At 58.9% G+C, this 14,843-nt stretch carries 14 protein-coding genes and 1 pseudogene; 8 read left to right on the top strand and 7 right to left on the bottom strand.

Annotated features, from left to right (window positions below; genetic code table 11):
- Position 1: 1 nt before the first annotated feature.
- Positions 2 to 2,281 (bottom strand): TonB-dependent siderophore receptor, encoded by a 2,280-nt coding sequence (locus HBJ59_RS26560; RefSeq protein ID WP_167665263.1) that lies wholly within the window; start codon positions 2,279 to 2,281, stop codon positions 2 to 4.
- 219 nt (positions 2,282 to 2,500) lie between these two features.
- Here HBJ59_RS26560 and HBJ59_RS26565 point away from each other — a divergent pair, with 219 nt between their 5' ends.
- From HBJ59_RS26565 to HBJ59_RS26580, 4 genes are all read left to right on the top strand, one after another.
- Positions 2,501 to 3,181, top strand: a complete 681-nt coding sequence (locus HBJ59_RS26565) for a Fe2+-dependent dioxygenase (RefSeq protein ID WP_167665264.1) — start codon at positions 2,501 to 2,503, stop codon at positions 3,179 to 3,181.
- Positions 3,182 to 3,183: 2 nt separating this feature from the next.
- On the top strand, positions 3,184 to 3,969 hold the full coding sequence (locus tag HBJ59_RS26570; RefSeq protein WP_167665265.1) for a tetratricopeptide repeat protein: 786 nt from the start codon (positions 3,184 to 3,186) through the stop codon (positions 3,967 to 3,969).
- Between the two features lie 66 nt (positions 3,970 to 4,035).
- Complete coding sequence (locus HBJ59_RS26575) at positions 4,036 to 4,302, top strand: CopG family ribbon-helix-helix protein (protein WP_076016501.1); 267 nt, start codon at positions 4,036 to 4,038, stop codon at positions 4,300 to 4,302.
- On the top strand, positions 4,302 to 4,577 hold the full coding sequence (locus tag HBJ59_RS26580; RefSeq protein WP_076016502.1) for a type II toxin-antitoxin system RelE/ParE family toxin: 276 nt from the start codon (positions 4,302 to 4,304) through the stop codon (positions 4,575 to 4,577). The genes HBJ59_RS26575 and HBJ59_RS26580 overlap by 1 nt, the downstream gene beginning before the upstream one ends.
- Positions 4,578 to 4,635: 58 nt before the next feature.
- Here HBJ59_RS26580 and HBJ59_RS26585 read toward each other — a convergent pair whose 3' ends face one another.
- The 5 genes from HBJ59_RS26585 to HBJ59_RS26605 all read right to left on the bottom strand — a co-directional run bounded on the left by HBJ59_RS26585 (position 4,636) and on the right by HBJ59_RS26605 (position 9,741).
- A complete protein-coding gene (locus tag HBJ59_RS26585; RefSeq protein ID WP_076016503.1) occupies positions 4,636 to 5,799 on the bottom strand; it encodes a type III PLP-dependent enzyme in 1,164 nt (387 codons plus the stop codon).
- A gap of 474 nt (positions 5,800 to 6,273) precedes the next feature.
- Complete coding sequence (locus HBJ59_RS26590) at positions 6,274 to 7,431, bottom strand: betaine/proline/choline family ABC transporter ATP-binding protein (protein ID WP_008437274.1); 1,158 nt, start codon at positions 7,429 to 7,431, stop codon at positions 6,274 to 6,276.
- A complete protein-coding gene (locus HBJ59_RS26595; protein ID WP_010175055.1) occupies positions 7,428 to 8,081 on the bottom strand; it encodes an ABC transporter permease in 654 nt (217 codons plus the stop codon). The genes HBJ59_RS26590 and HBJ59_RS26595 overlap by 4 nt, the downstream gene beginning before the upstream one ends.
- An 11-nt stretch (positions 8,082 to 8,092) precedes the next feature.
- Positions 8,093 to 8,986, bottom strand: coding sequence for a glycine betaine ABC transporter substrate-binding protein (locus HBJ59_RS26600; RefSeq protein WP_076016504.1), 894 nt, complete (start codon positions 8,984 to 8,986; stop codon positions 8,093 to 8,095).
- A gap of 38 nt (positions 8,987 to 9,024) precedes the next feature.
- A complete protein-coding gene (locus HBJ59_RS26605; RefSeq protein WP_167665266.1) occupies positions 9,025 to 9,741 on the bottom strand; it encodes an ABC transporter permease in 717 nt (238 codons plus the stop codon).
- A gap of 331 nt (positions 9,742 to 10,072) precedes the next feature.
- Between HBJ59_RS26605 and HBJ59_RS26610 the strand changes: the two genes are divergently transcribed.
- From HBJ59_RS26610 to HBJ59_RS26625, 4 genes are all read left to right on the top strand, one after another.
- Positions 10,073 to 11,656 carry a peptide chain release factor 3 gene (locus tag HBJ59_RS26610; protein WP_076016505.1) on the top strand — a complete coding sequence of 528 codons (1,584 nt, stop codon included), beginning with the start codon at positions 10,073 to 10,075 and terminating at the stop codon, positions 11,654 to 11,656.
- A gap of 1,057 nt (positions 11,657 to 12,713) precedes the next feature.
- Positions 12,714 to 12,989, top strand: coding sequence for a hypothetical protein (locus HBJ59_RS26615; RefSeq protein WP_167665267.1), 276 nt, complete (start codon positions 12,714 to 12,716; stop codon positions 12,987 to 12,989).
- A gap of 112 nt (positions 12,990 to 13,101) precedes the next feature.
- The gene (locus HBJ59_RS26620) at positions 13,102 to 13,371 is read left to right on the top strand and encodes a hypothetical protein (protein WP_167665268.1); all 270 of its coding nucleotides are present in this window, start codon (positions 13,102 to 13,104) and stop codon (positions 13,369 to 13,371) included.
- 229 nt (positions 13,372 to 13,600) lie between these two features.
- On the top strand, positions 13,601 to 14,029 hold the full coding sequence (locus tag HBJ59_RS26625) for a hypothetical protein (protein ID WP_167665269.1): 429 nt from the start codon (positions 13,601 to 13,603) through the stop codon (positions 14,027 to 14,029).
- 217 nt (positions 14,030 to 14,246) lie between these two features.
- On the opposite strand, the pseudogene HBJ59_RS26630 reads toward HBJ59_RS26625, so the two are convergent.
- A pseudogene (locus tag HBJ59_RS26630) lies at positions 14,247 to 14,548 on the bottom strand (oligopeptide/dipeptide ABC transporter ATP-binding protein); the annotation flags it as partial.
- Positions 14,549 to 14,843 lie beyond the last annotated feature (295 nt).

A 14,843-nucleotide genomic window follows, 5' to 3' on the forward strand; every position in this document is an offset into this window, starting at 1 on the left:
TTTAGAAATGGAAACTGGTGGTCAGCATCGCCGTGCGGCCCGCTGCCTGGTTGGCGAAGTGTGCCGCGAACGCCTTGTCGTAATACGTCTTGTCGGTGAGGTTTTGCACGTTCAACTGCAGGTCGACGTTCTTGGTCAGCTTGTAGCTGGCCATGGCGTCGTAGCGGGTATAGGACGGCACGTAAACGGTGTTGCCCGCGTCGCCATAGACTTCGTCGACATAGAACGCGCCGCCACCGATGGTCAGCTTTGGTGTCACGTCATAGGTGGTCCACAGGCTGAAGGTGTTCTTCGGCGTGTTGGGCATCTGGTTGCCTTTGTTGGAGCCGGCACTGACGACGCCGTTACGGCCGTTCAAGCCTGGGTCCACCAGTTCGCTTTTCAGGTAGCTGTAGCCAGCGAACACTTGCCATTGATCGGTGAGCTTGCCGCTGGCGGACAACTCCAGACCATCAACGCGGGACTCGCCGCCGTTTTCATAGGTCAGCGCGTCCACCAGGATGCGTGTGTTTTTCTTCTCGGTGCGGAACACCGCGGCGGTCAGGGACAGGCGGTCGTGGAACATGTCCCACTTGGTGCCCAGCTCGTAGTTGACGGTTTCTTCGGGTTTCAGGTCGCTGGCAGACATCGGGTTGCCATCGGCACCTTCGCCCACCAGGCCGCCGGCTGGCGATGCCGAAGTGGCGTAGGACGCGTAGATGCTGCCGTTCTCCACCGGCTTCCAGACCAGGCCGGCCTGCCAGTTGAAGAACTGGCTGTCGTCCTTGATCTTGCTGCGTGCCTTGACGGTAGCGCTTGGCACCGCGTTGGTGTTGGCCACGGTGTCGAAGGTGTCGTAGCGCAGGCCGACGTTCAGCAGCCATTGCGGGTCCAGCTCAATGGTGTCGAACACATACGCCGCACGGCTGGTGGCTTTGGTGTTGGTGCCGTTGTAGTTGCGCGCGATGCTGCTGGTCCACGGATCGCCCGGGTTCGGGTTGCTCAACGACGTACAGCTGGGCGCGGTGCCGGGGTTGCACACTTGCGCGTTGTTGGAGCTGCCGAAGTTGTAGCCGCTGACGCGGGTTTCTTCACCGGTAAATTCCAGGCCAGTGGAGTAAGAGTGCTTGAAGCCCATGGCTTGGAAGCTGCCAAACAGGTCCGTCTGGTTGGTGGTGGTTTCGGTGGTGGACACGCGTGCGTTGGCGCGGCGCCATACGGTGCCGAACTGGCTGACATTACGCTTGCTGTCGTCCGGTTGCGTGAGGATGTAGTCCTGCCCGGTGTTGCCATGGCGCAGGGTGTTTTTCAGCGTCATGTTGTCGTTCAGGTCGTGCTCGATGGAGACCGTGCTTATGTCGGCGCGGGTCTTGCGGAAGTCGCGGCTCTTCAGGCCGTAGAAGTTATTGCTGTCACCGCCATCGGTGGGTTTGTCATGCACGTGGGCGGTGGCGGTCGGCGAGCTGTAGCCATACGGAATCCCCGAATCCGGCAGGTCGTTGCTTTCCATGTGGTAGTAGCTGAGGTTGACGCGGGTCGGGGTGCCCAGGCCAAAGGTCAGCGATGGGGCCACGCCCCAACGGTCGTAGTTGACGGCGTCACGCCCGGCGACGTTCTGTTCGTGGCTCATCAGGTTCAGGCGGAACGCCGCGCTGTCGAGGAACTGACGGTTGACGTCGAGCACGTAGCGGCGGGTCTGGTCGGAGCCATAGGTGAAACCGCCATTGGTGAAGTCCCGCGCCTGTGGCGTCTTGCTCACCAGGTTGAGGCTGCCGCCCGCCGAGCCGCGGCCGCCGAAGGACGAATTGGGACCTTTGCTGACTTCGATGGACTCGATGTCGAAGATCTCGCGGCTCTGGCCGCCGGTGTCGCGCACGCCGTCGAGGTAAGTGTCGCCCTGGGCGTCAAAGCCGCGAATGAACGGACGGTCGCCCTGTGGGTTGCCGCCTTCACCGGCGCCGAAGGTAATCCCCGGCACGGTGCGCAACGCGTCCTGCAATGAGGTGGCGGCCGTGTCCTTGAGGACTTGCTGCGGCACAACGGTGACCGAGCGCGGGGTGTCTACCAGCGGTGCGGTGTACTTTTGCGAAGAGGCTTTCTCGACCTGGTAGGACGTGCTGTCCTGTTCCTGGCCGGTGATGCTGGTGGCTCCCAGGGAAATGCTGTTGCGCTCGCCTTTCTGCTCGGTGTTTTCAGCCGCTTGCGCCAGTTGGGCGGCAGAGCTTGCGCTGATGGCAACGCCGATGGCCGAGGCCAGCAAACGCGGTGAACTGGCAGGTGTTTTTATCGAAGTGCGCGGCATGAAAGTGTCCTTTCCCCAAGGAGGTGAGGCCGCGGAATATAGGGAGAACAAGACTTTATATCAATTGCGATACATTACTATTCGCACTGAATTTACGTTCTTTACACTTTTTGCTTACGGTTTTTACATTCTCGTTCGTCTATTGCGCGGCAGTAGGGTTGTACACAGTCAATAAGAATCACTACCATTGGCGCCTCACTGTTTTCAGGTAACGCCCCCATGTTGCTGCACGTTCCCGGCCTGTTCTCTCGCGAGGAAGTGCTGCGCATCCGCGAAGCCCTGACGCACACCGAGTGGGCCGACGGCAAAATCACTGCCGGGCATCAATCGGCCAAGGCCAAACACAACCTGCAACTGCCGGAAGGCCACCCACTGGCGCAGGAAATCGGCGCGGCGATTCTTGATCGCCTGTGGAAAAATCCGCTGTTCATGTCAGCGGCGTTACCGCACAAGGTCTTCCCTCCGTTGCTCAACTGTTACACCGCCGGTGGCAGTTTCGACTTTCATATCGACAATGCCGTGCGCCAGTCCAAGGGCAGCCACGAGCGCGTGCGCACCGACCTGTCCTCCACGGTATTTTTCAGCGACCCCGACGACTACGACGGCGGCGAGCTGGAAATCCAAGACACCTTCGGCCTGCAGCGGGTCAAGCTGCCGGCGGGCGACATGGTGCTGTACCCCGGCTCCAGCCTGCACAAAGTCAACGCCGTGACCCGTGGCGCGCGCTACGCCTCGTTTTTCTGGACCCAAAGCCTGGTGCGCGAAGACAGCCAGCGGACGCTGCTGTTCGAGATGGACGGTGCGATCCAGCAACTGAGTCGGGACGTGCCCGACCACCCGGCGCTGATCCAGCTCACCGGGACCTATCACAACCTGCTGCGCCGCTGGGTTGAGGTCTGACCGTGGGCTTTTTATTGCGCCGTGAAGAAGTCCTCAACGTTGAGCAACTGCAGTCCATGCTCGACGATTCCCCGGTGCGCGCCGCCCAGGCGATTTTGATCGCCGCGAAAGAGGGCGTTGTGGATGCCCAGGCGCTGCTCGGGCAAATCCTGCTGGAAGGGCGCGGCATCGAGCGCGATGAAGCACTGGCGGTGCGCTGGTTCCGGATCGCCGCCCAAGGCGGGCATTTAATGGCGCGCAATATGCTCGGGCGTTGCCTGGAGCATGGTTGGGGATGTGGGGCGGATGCCGTGGCGGCAGCGCGGGAATATCGTCTGGCGGCCGAGGCGGGTCTGGATTGGGGGTTGTACAACTACGCCAACCTGCTGGCGACCGGGCGCGGGGTTGCCGAAGACCAAACCCAGGCGCTGGCGTGTTATCGACAGGCGGCGGAACTGGGTCATGCGAAGTCGATGAACCTGCTGGGGCGTTATCTGGAAGAAGGGCAGTTCTGCCCGAGGGATGTGGAGGCGGCGGTGGCGTGGTATCGCCGGTCAGCAGAAGGCGGGGATTTTCGCGGGCAGTTCAGTTATGCGGCGGTGTTGGCGGACCGGGGCGAGATAGAAACGGCGCTGGAATGGTTACGCAAGGCACTGGCGGGCGGGAATTTGAAGTTCTTGCGGGTGGCTTACAGCGCGTTGGTAAAGGCAGAACAACCTGAAATCTGGCTTTTGGCCAAGGATTATCAACTGCGTGCGATTCAACTAAACGATGAGCGGCAGAATACAGAGGTTGCTGCACAAGTTTAAATCACTATGATTGGCTCTGATTCATTCTTAATCGGCTGTGTGTTACGCACCAGCGAAGGAGATTTTATGGGCGCCGATACCAAAGTCCTGACAGCTCACGTTCCAGCGGCGCTGGCTCAAAAAGTTGATCAGATGGCAGCGCGAATGGACCGCTCACGCGGTTGGATCGTCAAGCAGGCCCTTGCCGACTGGGTCGATCAAGAAGAGGAGCGCAGCCGGCTTACGCGAGAGGCTATGGCGGATGTCGATACCGGTCGCGTAATAGACCAGCATGCGGTTCAAGCTTGGGCTGATAGCCTGAGTACTGATAACCCGCTTCCGGTACCGCGCTGATGGAGTTGAAATGGACGAGTAAGGCCTTATCAGATCTGGCTCGACTTTTCGATTTTCTCTCCGTTGTAAATCGGTCGGCAGCTGCGCGTACCGTGCAATCACTTTCTCAGGCTCCCATCAGTTTGCTGAGCAATCCGCGAATCGGCGAACGCATTGAAGAGTTCGAGCCGCGAGATGTGAGAAGGCTGTTGGTCGGACACTATGAGATGCGCTACGAGATTCAGCAGTCGACGATTTATATTTTGCGCTTATGGCACGTTCGCGAAGATCGTTGAGAATTGAGACCCATAAAAAAACCCATGACGCGTCATGGGTTTTTTGTTTGCCGCCGGCTTACAGGTAGAACGATTTCAACGGCGGGAAGCCATTGAACTCAACAGCGCTGTAGCTGGTGGTGTACGCACCGGTAGACAACCAGTACATCCGGTCACCAATCGCCAGGTTCAGCGGCAGGCCGTACTTGTAGTTCTCGTACATGATGTCGGCGCTGTCGCAGGTCGGGCCCGCGATGACCACTTCTTCCATCTCGCCTTTCTTCTCGGTCCAGATCGGGAACTTGATGGCTTCGTCCATGGTTTCGATCAGGCCGGAGAATTTGCCCACGTCGGTGTATACCCAACGCTCGACGGCGGTGCGGGATTTACGCGCAACCAGTACCACTTCGCTGACCAGGATGCCGGCGTTGGCGATCAACGAACGGCCCGGCTCCAGGATGATTTCCGGCAGGTCGTCACCGAAATCTTCCTTGAGGAAGCGGATGATTTCTTCTGCGTAGGTTTCCAGGCTGTTGGTGCGGGTGATGTAGTTGGCCGGGAAGCCGCCGCCCATGTTGATCAGCTTGAGGTGGATGCCGTCTTCTTCCTTCAGGCGCTCGAAGATCACTTTGACCTTGGCGATCGCCGCGTCCCACACGCTGATGTCACGCTGTTGCGAGCCGACGTGGAAGGAGATGCCGTAAGGCACCAGGCCCAGGTCGCGGGCGAGGATCAGCAGGTCCATGGCCATGTCGGTCTGGCAGCCGAATTTGCGCGACAGCGGCCAGTCGGCCGTGGTCGAGCCTTCAGTGAGGATACGTACATACACTTTCGAACCCGGGGCGGCCTTGGCGATGTTGCGCAGGTCGGCTTCGGAATCGGTGGAGAACAGGCGCACGCCTTTCTCGTAGAAGTAGCGGATGTCCTTGGATTTCTTGATGGTGTTGCCGTAGCTGATACGGTCGGCGCTGACGCCGCGGTCCATGACCTTGTCCAGCTCGTAGATCGACGCGATGTCGAAGCTCGAACCTTTGTCTTTGAGCAGGTCGATGATCTCGACGGCCGGGTTGGCCTTGACGGCGTAATACACCTTGGCGAATTCGAAACCGGCGCGCAGGTCATCGTAGGCCTGGCTGATCATTGCGGTGTCGATCACCACGAACGGGGTTTCTTGCTTGTCGGCAAACGCCTTCATTTTGTCAAAAGTGGCGCGTGCGAAATAGTCTTCGACGTTAATCGACATGCTGGGAACTCCTAAGGGCAAACTAAATTGATCAATGGGTGCAAATGAACGTCCTCCGTATCCCCACTTTGGTTCGCCTACTTCCCAAGGCATGTCGCCGAAAGCAAAAAGGCCATGGGATCAACCGCTTCCCTTGGCCTTGCTGTCTCGTCGTCAGTACTTGAGCCGGATGGATCGTTTCCAGCATGGACGTTCGGCGCGAACTTTAGGACGTGAGGGGCTATAGATCAACTAAAAATGTCGCGTTTTTGCACGCGTTCGTCGTGAGGCCGTGTGCAGCTACTTATGTAACCGACCGGTATGACGGATTGATGTTCCCCGGGAGGGGCAATTTGAGGTGTTTCAGGCACAGTGAAGATCCAATGTGGGAGCGGGCTTGCTCGCGAAGGCGGTGTATCAGCCAATGCATCCGGTGACTGACACTCCGCCTTCGCGAGCAAGCCCGCTCCCACATTTTGACCGCGGTGTGTCAGGTCATGCGAGCGCAGTCTCGGCAGGCGACACGATACTGGTCTTGCCCCCACGGGACTTACCGGAACTCAGGTACTCGGCAATCGACTCCTGGGTCACTTCCCCCAGAAACACCCGCTCCGCATCCATCACCGGCAACCACGAGCGGTTGAACTCGTACATGCGCGACAACAGGATGCGCAAATGCTCGTCATACGCCGCCGTGGCGTTGAACTCGCGCAGGTATTGGCCGCAGGTACCGGTCTGACGATGCAGGTCGCGACGTCGTACATAGCCCAGCGCCTTGTTCTCGGCATCGGTAACCACCACGTAGCGACGGTCCAGCTCGTCCATCTGCTCCAGGGCGTCCGCCACTGGCGTCTCCGGGCTGACCGACGGCGCGTTGTCCGCCGCATCTTCGGCTTTCACCAGCAACAGACGCTTGAGGGTGCTGTCCTGGCCAACGAAATTGCTGACGAACTCGTCGGCAGGGTGGGCCAGCAGGGTGTCCGGGTGATCGATCTGCAGCAGCTTGCCGGCACGGAAGATCGCGATTTTGTCGCCCAGCTTGATGGCTTCGTCGATGTCGTGGCTGACCATAATCACGGTCTTGTTCAGCGCGCGCTGCATCTCGAAGAATTCGTTCTGGATCATCTCGCGGTTGATCGGGTCGACCGCGCCGAACGGCTCATCCATCAGCAGCAACGGTGCATCCGCCGCCAGGGCGCGGATCACGCCGATCCGCTGTTGCTGGCCGCCGGACAGTTCACGCGGGTAGCGGTGCAGGTACTGCTTGGGTTCCAGCTTGATCATGCTCATCAATTCGCGGGCGCGGTCATGGCATTTCTGCTTGTCCCAGCCCAGCAGCTTGGGCACCACCACGATGTTCTCTTCGATGGTCATGTTCGGGAACAAACCGATCTGCTGGATCACGTAGCCGATGTTGCGACGCAGGGTCACTTCGTCCAGGTCGGTGGTGTCTTCACCGTTGATCAGGATCTTGCCCGAGGTCGGCTTGATCAGGCGGTTGATCATTTTCAGCGTGGTGCTCTTGCCGCAGCCCGACGGGCCGAGGAATACGCAAATTTCGCCTTCGTTGACGGTCAGGCTTACGGAATCAACGGCGGTAATGGTCTTACCGTTGCTTTGGAAGGTCTTGGTCAGGTTTTGAAGTTCGATCATTTGAGCAGTCCTTTTGGAGTCAGCGTGCGTTGCAGCCATTGCAGAAGCAGGTCGGCGAAGATGGCCAGGAGACTGACCAGTACGGCGCCAACGATCAGCATCGACATGTCGCTGCGGCTGATGGAAGCCAGAATTAGTACACCCAGGCCACCGGCGCCGATGGTGGCGGCGATGGTCATCACACCAATGTTCATCACCACGGCGGTGCGCACACCGGCGAGGATCACCGGCACGGCAATCGGCAACTCGACCATGCGCAGGCGCTGGCCGAAGGTCATGCCGATGCCTTTGGCGGCTTCGCGGATGCCTGGCTCAACGCCGGTGAGGGCGAGGTAGGTGTTACGCATGATGGGCAGCAGGGAATAGAGGAACACGGCGGTGATCGCCGGCATCGGCCCCAGGCCCTGGCCGAACTTGGAATAGAACGGCAGCAGCAGGCCGAACAGCGCAATCGACGGCACGGTCAGCAGCACGGTGGCGCTGGCTTGCAACGGGCCGGCCAAGGTCGGGAAGCGGGTCATCAGCACGCCCAGAGGCACGCCTACGACGATTGCCAGGATCACTGCAATGCCGACCAGGGTGATGTGCTGCCAGGTCAGTTGCAGGACGAGTGCCCAATCAAGATGGGAAAAGGCGTTCAGGAATTCCATGTCTTCTCCTCTTAGTTGATCGGATGCTGGCGCAGAAAATCTGCGGCCACAGCGGATGGGCTTTCATGGTCGACGTCGACCCGCGCATTCAGCTGGCGCATGGTTGCGTCGTCGAACAGCGCGGCCAAGGGCGCAAGGTCTGCGGCCAGTTGCGGGTGGGCGTCGAGGTAAACCTGACGCACCACGGGGGCTGCGGTGTAGTCCGGGAAGTAATGCTTGTCGTCATCCAGCAGCTTCAGTTTGAAGGCGTTCAGGCGACCGTCGGTGGTGTAGACCAAACCGGCAAACACCTGGCCATTTCGCAGCGCGGTGTAAACCAGGCCGGCGTCCATCTGGCGGGTGTTTTTGCGGGTCAGGTTCATCTCGTACAGCTTGACCATGCCGGCCATGCCGTCGGAACGGTTGGCGAACTCGGTGTCCAGGGCCACCAGGCGGTTTTCCTTGGTTTTCTCGGCCAGTGCCGCAGTCAGGTCGCTGATGCTGTTGATCTGCGGGAATTCCTTGGCCACGTTCTCTGGTAATGCCAGCGCGTAGGTGTTGCTGAATTTCGACGGGGAGAGCCAGACCAGGCCTTTTTTCGCATCGAGTTCTTTCACTCGGGCGTAGGACTGTTCGCTGTCGAGCTTCTCGTCAACATGGTTGTAGGCCACCAGCGAAACGCCGGTGTATTCCCAGATCAGGTCCAGTTGCCCGCTTTCCTGGGCACTGCGCGCCAGGTTGCTGCCCAGGCCGCCGGTCACACGGGTGTCGTAACCCTTGGTGCGCAGGTACTGGGAAGTGATTTCGGCGAGCAGGGTCTGTTCAGTGAACACCCGGGCGCCGATACGGATGACCGGTTTTTCAGCGGCTTGCGCAAACCCTGCGAACAGCAGGACGCAGCTCAATATCAATGTCAGTTTTTTCATGTGAATTCCTGTTTCAGGCCCAAGACGGGGCCAAAGCCTTAAGACGGACGCAACCCGCGTTCCAGCCAAAGGCGGCTGGCCATGGTCACCAGACCGTCGAGCAGCAAGGCCAGCAGCGCGGTGCACGCGGCGCCGAGCAGCAGTTGCGGCTGATTGTTCAGGGCAATGCCGGGGAAGATCAGGCTGCCCAGGCTGTTGGCGCCAATCAGGAACGCCAGGGGCGCGGTACCGACGTTGATCGCCAGGGCCACGCGCACACCGCCGATGATGATCGGCACGGCGTTGGGCAGTTCCACGCGAAACAGCACCTGGCGCGGCGTCATGCCGATGCCGACGGCGGCTTCTTTCAGGGAGCCTTGAACGTTTTTCAGGCCTTCATAAGTGTTGCGCACGATGGGCAGCAACGAGGCGAGGAACAGCGCGAAAATCGCGGGGCCGCTGCCGATGCCAAGGACACCGAGGGCGATGGCCAGTACGGCCAGGGGAGGGACGGTATTGCCGATGTTGAAGATCTGCATGAAGCGTTCTGCGCGCCCGACCATATTCGGTCGGCTGAGCAGGATACCGGCGGGAATCCCTACGATCAGGGCGGCCAGCATCGAAACAACGACGAGGATCAAGTGAGCTTGCAGGTAAAACAACAAATCGTCGCGGTACAGTTCGATCGTGTTGATGCCGATCCAGTGGACCAGCAGGGCCAGGAGAGCGACGACAACCGCTCCTCCTATAAGCCCTTTGCCATAGCGAATAGCCACAGGCGGACTCCTTTTTTCTTCTGTCGGCGAACACATTTCCGAGCGGCAATGCCATTCCTGGCTGTCGGCAAATATGGTCGCGAAATGCAGCTCGCCAATACCGGCAACGCGGTATGAGGTCGAGCCATGAGCGCAGCCTCGTCAGGCTAACTTGCTGATTTTTCAGCCCCTGTTACGAGTGCGATAGCAGGGGAGTGGACGTCTCTACCTTTTAAAAGGTTCCATACTTGGCAGCAATTAGCCACCCCCAATGGGGTGAACGGTGGTCTGTAACCCCGGGTTTGCGCTATACTCGCCGCCCTTTTTTGACTCACCTGCCAGGCGATTTCCCATGACCCACCAGGCCGCCGAAGTCGCGAAACGCCGCACTTTCGCCATTATTTCCCACCCCGATGCCGGTAAAACCACCATCACCGAAAAGCTGTTGCTGATGGGCAAGGCGATCGCGGTGGCCGGCACGGTGAAATCCCGTAAATCCGACCGCCATGCCACCTCCGACTGGATGGAAATGGAAAAGCAGCGTGGTATCTCCATTACCACGTCGGTCATGCAGTTCCCGTATCGCGACCACATGATCAACCTGCTCGACACCCCAGGCCACGAAGACTTCTCCGAAGACACCTACCGCACCCTGACCGCGGTTGACTCGGCACTGATGGTCCTCGACGGCGGTAAAGGCGTTGAGCCACGTACCATCGCGCTGATGGACGTTTGCCGCCTGCGGGACACGCCGATTGTCAGCTTTATCAACAAACTCGACCGTGACATCCGCGACCCGATCGAACTGCTGGACGAAATCGAAGCCGTCCTTAAGATCAAGGCCGCGCCGATCACCTGGCCGATTGGTTGCTACCGCGACTTCAAGGGCGTGTACCACCTGGCCGACGACTACATCATTGTGTACACCGCCGGCCATGGCCACGAACGGACCGATGTGAAAATCATCGAGAAGCTCGACTCCGATGAAGCCCGCGCCCACCTGGGTGACGAGTACGACCGGTTTGTCGACCAGCTGGAGCTGGTGCAGGGCGCCTGCCACGCGTTCAACCAGCAGGAGTTCCTCGACGGCCAGCTGACGCCGGTGTTCTTCGGTACCGCCCTGGGTAACTTCGGTGTCGATCACGTGCTCGACGCCGTGGTCAATTGGGCACCCAAGCCGCTGGCACGTGTTGCCAACGAGCGTACCGTTGAACCGGTGGAAGAGAAGTTTGCCGGCTTCGTGTTCAAGATCCAGGCGAACATGGACCCGAAACACCGTGACCGTATTGCCTTTATGCGTATCTGCTCCGGCAAATATGAAAAGGGCATGAAGATGCGCCACGTGCGTACCGGCAAGGACGTGCGCATCGGCGACGCCCTGACCTTCTTCTCCTCCGAGCGTGAGCAACTGGAAGAAGCGTTTGCCGGTGACATCATCGGCTTGCACAACCACGGCACCATCCAGATCGGCGACACCTTCACCGAAGGTGAAGTGCTGGGCTTTACGGGTATTCCGCACTTCGCCCCGGAACTGTTCCGCCGCGTACGCCTGCGTGACCCGTTGAAATCCAAGCAACTGCGCCAGGGTTTGCAGCAGTTGGCGGAAGAGGGCGCCACCCAGGTGTTCTTCCCGGAGCGCAGCAACGACATCATCCTTGGCGCCGTTGGTGTGCTGCAGTTCGATGTGGTGGCCAGCCGTTTGAAAGAGGAATACAAGGTCGAATGCTCCTACGAGCCGATCACCGTGTATTCCGCGCGTTGGATTGATTGCAGCGATAAGAAGAAGCTGGAAGAGTTCAAGGTCAAGGCTGTGGAAAACCTCGCGATCGACGGCGGTGGGCACCTGACCTACCTGGCCCCGACCCGGGTCAACCTGGCGCTGATGGAAGAGCGTTGGCCGGATGTGAAATTCCGCGCGACTCGCGAACACCATTAAGGGTTAGCGGTGGACGAAAGGGTGAGGCTGTCATGGCTTCGCCCTTTTTTTGTGTGGGCAGGGGTAGGTGGGGTGTATATCCGTTATTTGGGTGATGGCTGGTATGGGTTCCGCTCTTACAGCGGCTCACTTTTGAAAAGCGCAAAAGTAAGCAAAACGCTCTTGCCCCACCACTCGGCACCTCGCTTGGGCTCGGTGTGCCCGCACTCCGGCAGCACGAAGCGGGCCGCCGCGACGGGGCGTCCCTGCCCCGTCGCGGCTAAACCGGCGTCCTGCCGGTTTACCCGCTCCGTACTGCCTGCGTTCGGCCAGCGTGGTTTAACGGGGCGCCTAAGATCAAGATCAACAGCAGATCAAGAGCACAGCGGCCTACCGGCCGGCTTGAGTGTGGTGAAGCAACAGCAACAGCAACAGCAACAGCAAAATCAGAAGCTAAAGCGGGCACGGTTCAAAATGTGGGAGCGGGCTTGCTCGCGAAGGTCGTTAACGATGACGATGGCATCCTGGATGAACGCGGCACCCTCTGGTTTTTCGCGAGCAAGCTCGCTCCTACAGGAAAACAGCCCTGCTTTCGCTCTGGATCTTGCCTCTGCTTCTAACACTCAAGCCGGCCGGTAGGCCGCTGTGCTCTTGCTTTTGATCTGCTTGTGATCTTGATCTGCGGGCCCCGTCAACCACGATGGCCGCAAGCAGGCACGGTGGAGCGGGTAAATCGGCAGGGAAGCCGATTTAGCCGCGCCGGGCCATGGATGGCCCGTCGCGGCGGCCCGCGGAATCGGGCCGGAGTGCGGGCATGCCGAGCCTAGGCGAGGCACCGAGTGGTGGGGCAAAGACCTTTTGGTTACTTTTGGGGCGTTTGCCAAAAGTGACCCGCTGTAAGAGCGGAACCCTAAGCAGCCGTTACCGAAGAAACGGATATGTACTCAACCCACCCCACCCACCCCAACAGAACCCTCTGCACAAGGTATGTACATACTCAAGCTCTATTGGCGAAACACGCGCATTGAGACTAGCGTCTTGAGTACGGGATGTACTCACCGGCAGGAGGGAAATGAGCATGCGTGTTTTACCGCGGGTCGTGTTGTTGTTGAAAGTGCTGGCACTGGCGTCCCTGGGCATATCGTCAGCCTGGGCGCATCAGCCAGTGCAGGGCGAGATGCTATTGGCCGCTACAGGGGACCAGACCTGGAAGGACACAGGCAAGACCAGCGGCACCAAGGAAAGCAATTCCGGCAGCTGGAAGCCACAAACCAGCACCACCAGCAGTGATGACGCCGAGAACCCGGATAACGAGGGTGAAGACAGCCAAACCTACGATGATGGCAATAGTTGAGTGCGCCGCCGGACTGCGCTGGCGAAAACCCTGCTTGGGGACTAACTTCAACGCTGGCGGCGGAAAAAGGCTGTCGTGCGGGATTTACTTACTGACTGGACGGAAATCGACCATGAGTATCTTTCAACGTGTGGTGCTGTTGCTCAAAGTGCTGGTGATGTTGTCGCTGGGCATGTCCTCCGCGTGGGCCACGACGGCCGTGCAAAGCCATTCCACGGGGTTTGTGGCAGCGAAGACGGTACAGGCAGGTGGTTGGCAGCTGGCCAAAAGTGAATCCGAGCCTGGTGACGAGGACCAGGGCGGCTCCAAGGATGATGATGATCAACAAACACCCCCGGATGACGATGATAGCGATGCGGGTGATGGTGACAGCGACACTTGAGACACGCTGTAAAACCCACTCGATGCCCTGGATTTAAACCCGGGGCTTTTTTTTGATTGAAACATGAGTGAATAACATCAAAAGAGTCTGGGGTGAGGCGGCCGCAGGTTGCGTGTTTCCTTATTGTCTACTGTCGGATTTGACAGTAGACGTTGGTCAATCCTCCTTCTATTTTTAGTGGACGAGAAGTAGCTCTTCTTTCAAATCCATAAGGTGGAAGGAGTTATCTATGTCAGTTGAACAAACGGTATCCGTAGGCGAGCTGATATTTAGCGTTGACGGAAAGGTTTTTGATTCGAGTCGTGTTGGGATGTATAGATCCAGCTCTTACATCGTATTGACGGGGGCCGGCGGTAAAGGGGTTGAAGGTGGGGCCATTCAGTTGTGGTTTCACGGTAGTAAAGAAATCTGGGAGATGGACGCGCCGTTAAATGCCAATGTGGTCGCTGAATATATTCCCAACTCCGATAACCGATATAAGTGGAACGGGATCGCCGGTAAAGTCAGTGCCTTTGTGAGCGAGAGGCGGGAGTTGGCAATTGTGGCATTCAAGTTCACGGCCAAACATCCTAGCCTTCCCCATACTCATGAAATAGAAGGATTTGTACGTTGTAAGGCGTTTGATACTGCCCAAAAAGATTCCATTCGTGAGGATTAAGTACGCGTCACTGGGCATGTCTGCGGCGTGGGCCAATACGGCTGTGCAAGGCCGATGATGATCAACAAACACCCCCGGATGACGATGATAGCGATGCAGGTGATGGTGACAGCGCGCTAAAAAAAGCCCCTCAAACCGGACAGATGCGCTATCCGGCGAGAGGGGCTGTAGAACACAGTCGATGCCCTGGACTTAACCCCAGAGCATTTTTTGTGGGTCAGGCCACGAACTGTTCCGCGTAGTGGCAAGCCACCTGGCGGTTGTCGAGTGGCCGCAACAGTGGCTCGTCGGTGCTGCACAGTTGGGTCGCGTACGGGCAGCGCTTGTGGAAGGCGCAGCCAGATGGCGGGTTCAGCGGGTTGGGCAGCTCGCCGACGATCTTGATCTTCGGCTTGTTCGGGTCCGGATGAATGGTCGGGGTCGCCGATAGCAGCGCCTGGGTGTATTGGGATCCACGCCCACCGGGCGGCCGAGGTACATCACCATCACGTCATCGGCGACGTGTTGCACCACCGCGAGGGCCTTGCCGGCTTCCAGTTCAAACGACATACCATTGAGGGCGCGCGCCAGGGCGTGGCCCTTGAACAGGTCACGGGACACTTCGTAGTGACGGGTCAGGTCGCGGGCGGTAAGTACGACGACCATTACGCCAACTCCTGATTCAGCGGGTAGAAGCAGCCGGCGAGGCTGTTGCTTTTCGGTGCTGTGGCGAAGCCCAAGAAAAACGGCGCTTCCCATTTCTGGGTAAGTGCCATTTCTCCTTAAGTGAACAGCATTGAGGTAGAAGGGGGCTTTAGAGGACATTCAGAATGTT

The sequence above is a fragment of the Pseudomonas sp. AN3A02 genome (assembly GCF_011765255.1).
In the GTDB taxonomy this organism is placed as follows: Bacteria; Pseudomonadota; Gammaproteobacteria; order Pseudomonadales; family Pseudomonadaceae; genus Aquipseudomonas.